Below are 3,541 nucleotides of genomic sequence, written 5' to 3' on the forward strand. Positions count from 1 at the left end.
CAGCCGTACACGCAGCAACTGCTGCTGTTCGAAGAATTCGGCACGGAAAAACTCGACCCGACACTGCCGGCACCGCCCCTGACCTTTCCGGTTCCGCTCGTCGGCCCGGCGCCCACGCAGGACCCGAGCAACATCGCCCGTAGCGGCCCTTCGCCCACGGCGCTGGTAGCCTTCATGCGCCAGCCGGGGCTGTTCCCGTTTCCGTCGCAATTTTCCAACGTGCTGGACCGCAACCCGTGGAAAGCGCAGATCGAAGCCTTCCTCAACCGCCATCCGGTCGGCTCGCCGGCCGAAGGTCGGCCGCCAGGAAAAGGCTGGTCGCACCAGCGCTGGAACGAATTCTTCCCGCAGGTCGGCTTCAAAACCGTACAAGCGGGCGCCCAGGTCAACAGCGGCATGCGCGACCGCCGACAGTTGCACAACTACGCCGTCGGTGAGTTCGGGCCGGGCGGGCTCTACAACCAGACCTCGATTACCCCGGTCATTGCGGGCACCACCAAAGGCATCAATGTCCGTTTTCACCCCAACATGCCGATTCAGAACCACAAGGCGCTCTGGACCTTCGACGGCACCTTTCCGCCAAAACTGTTGATGGTGCGTTACGGTCAAGCCGCGCTGATGCGCCACTACAACGCCCTGCCGATCGATCCGKCGGCCAACATGGGCTTTGGYCTGCACACCCTCACCACCCACGAACACAACGGCCACTCCCCGGCCGAAAGCGAYGGCTTTWCCGGYGCGTTCTTCTTTCCGGGACAGTACTACGACTATCGCTGGCCGATCCAGTTGGCCGGTTACGACACCATCAACACCACCGCTCAGGATCCGCGCGCGGCGTTCCCCTGCGCCCCGGGCGAAACCCTGTTCGTCAACGATGCCGCGCCGGGCCTGAAGACGTGCAACAACGGCAGCATCAAGATCCGCGGCGACTGGCGCGAAACCATGAGCACCCACTGGTTCCATGACCACATGGTCGATTTCACCGCGCAGAACGTCTACAAGGGCAACGCGGTGATGATGAATTACTACAGCGCCCTGGATCGCGGTAATGAAGCCTTCGAAGACGGCGTCAACCTGCGCCTGCCCAGCGGTTCGGCGCTGCCTTGGGGCAACCGCGACTATGACGTCAACCTGGTGGTGGCCGACAAGGCCTGGGACGCCAATGGCCAACTGTGGTTCAACCCGTTCAACACCGATGGCTTCCTCGGCGATCAGGTCCTGGTCAACTGGCAGTACCAGCCGCGCCTGAACGTGCGGGCGCGCAGCTATCGCTTCCGCATCCTCAATGGCTCGGTGTCGCGCTACTTCAGGATCGCGCTGGTGCGTGAAGTCGCCGGCACCGGCGGCGAATTCCCCGGTCCGGCAGGTTCCGGCCTGTCTTATAGCCGCGTGCCGTTCCACTTGATCGCCAACGACGGCAACCTGATGGAACACGCCGTGCCGTTCGACGGCAGCATGGACCTGGAAGGTAACGGCGACCTGCAGAACCACAACGCCATCCTGCCGACCATGGGCATCGCCGAGCGTTACGACATCATCGTCAAYTTCTCGAAAAACGGGATCAACACCGGCGACAAGCTGTACTTCGTCAACCTGATGGAGCACCACGACGGCAAGGGGCCGGAGGCTACACTGCTGAGCCTGGCCGACGTGCTGTCCGGGACGTACAAGGCGGTGCTCAAGCTGGGCAGCAAAGGGCTGGAATGGGACGGCGGCGACCCGGGGGTGGGCAAGTTCCTGCAGTTGGTGGTCCAGCCTTATGCCGGCCAGGACGTGAGCATGAACCCCGCCGACTTCGAACCCGCCAAACCGGGCAAACCGGCCGGCAAGACCATGATCCCGCTGACCCTCAACCGCGATGATCCGGCGGTGCAGGCCAAGCTCAAGGTGGCGCGGCATCGCGAGTTCATCTTCGGCCGCTCCGATGGCACCGACGAAGCCCCCTGGACGATCAAGACCGACGGTGGTCAATTCGGCTTCCCCATGGACCCTCGAATCATCAGCGCCGCTCCGCAACTGGCCAACGGCCCGACCCCTGCCGGGTTCTCCGGCGACGGCACCCTGGAAGTGTGGAGAATCAAGAGCGGCGGCAACGGCTGGAACCACCCGGTGCACGTGCACTTTGAAGAGGGGATCATCCTCCACCGCGATGGCAACCCACCGCCCGAATGGGAAAAATGGGCGCGCAAGGACGTCTATCGCATCGGCGAAGGTATCGACAGCTCGGTGGACGTGGAAATGGCGATCCACTTCCGGGAATTCGCCGGGACCTACATGGAGCACTGCCACAACACCCAGCACGAGGACACGTCCATGCTGCTGCGCTGGGATATCGAGCACCCTGGCCAGTTCCAGTTGATGCCAGCGCCCCTGCCCGGCTGGGACGGCGTCACCTACGTCAACTCCTCCGCGCTGCCGACCTTCCGCACTGGCGATACCCGTGCCAATAACGATGGCAATAACCAAAAACCGATCGCCAACCCCGACAGCGCCATCAGCAGCACCGGCCAACCGGTGATCATCAACGTCCTGGCCAACGACACCGACCCGGACGGCAACGTGCCACTTAGAGTAGTGGGGCTGGAGCAACCGAACTCCGGCACAGGCGTGGTCAGCACCGATGGTGTGCGCGTGACCTACACACCACCGGCCACGGTCGCCGCGCCGTTCACCGCGACCTTTATCTATAAAGCCGCCGATGCCAAGGGCGCGGAGTCGGCACCGGCGACGGTGTCCGTGGCGGTCTCGACAGCGGTCGTCGAGAGCCTGATCGTCACCAGCGCTACCGTCACCGCTCGCAGCAACGGCCGCTACTTCTGGGCCCTGTCCGGCACCACCTCGCGTGGCACGGGCAATACCATCACGGCGACTGCCACGGTCACAACCGGTACGGCGAATCTTGGCACCGCCACCCTGACGCCTACGGCGACAGGAGCGCGCTGGAACATAGCGGTGACGACCGTCGGCAGTGTCCCGTCGCCTAGCCCGACGGCGACCATCAAATCATCCCTCGGCAAAACCGTGACGGTGCCAGTAGTAGCGAACTAGAGCGGATTGATCGGCGCCCGGTCCATGCAATGTGGATCGGGCGCTTTTTTTTGCGAATCGTTAGGGGGTACCGCGGTGAGGTTTACTGACTATCGGTTCTATTCGCAAAGCGTCTGATTGACCTCAGCCGTTGTATTTACTGTTACACCGCCATCGCGGGCAAGCCCGCTCCCACATCTATGGTTACCCCCACCCCAGCACTATCAAACCCACTCCAGTCACCGCTGCGGTGCCACCATCCGAAAGCGGATATTGATCTCGTTGGACACCACACTGTCCGCCCACTCGCCCTCGCCGATCTTGAAGTCGTCACGCTTGAGCACCAGTTGGCCCTCAAAGATGCCGATGGCGCTCTCTGATCTCAGTTGCACCGGCACAGTCACCTCCCGAGTGAGCCCCCGCAGGGACAGTTTGCCGGTGATGGTGTAGCGGTTATTGCCCAGAGCCTTGATGGAGGTCGACTCGAAGGTCGCCACCGGATAAGTCGCCGTGT

The 3,541-nt window shown here is 62.9% G+C and carries 2 protein-coding genes; one reads left to right on the forward strand and one right to left on the reverse strand.

The genetic code is table 11. The features are described from left to right. Positions 1 to 3,048: Ig-like domain-containing protein (locus ACXRVY_RS20440; protein ID WP_458238102.1), on the forward strand; the 3,048-nt coding region annotated here is incomplete at its 5' end. A 218-nt stretch (positions 3,049 to 3,266) separates the two neighbouring features. Here ACXRVY_RS20440 and ACXRVY_RS20445 read toward each other — a convergent pair. Continuing rightward, a partial coding sequence (locus ACXRVY_RS20445) for a YceI family protein (RefSeq protein WP_458238103.1) occupies positions 3,267 to 3,541 on the reverse strand: 275 nt, incomplete at its 5' end.

It is taken from the genome of Pseudomonas sp. P5_A2_2, from assembly GCF_054177685.1.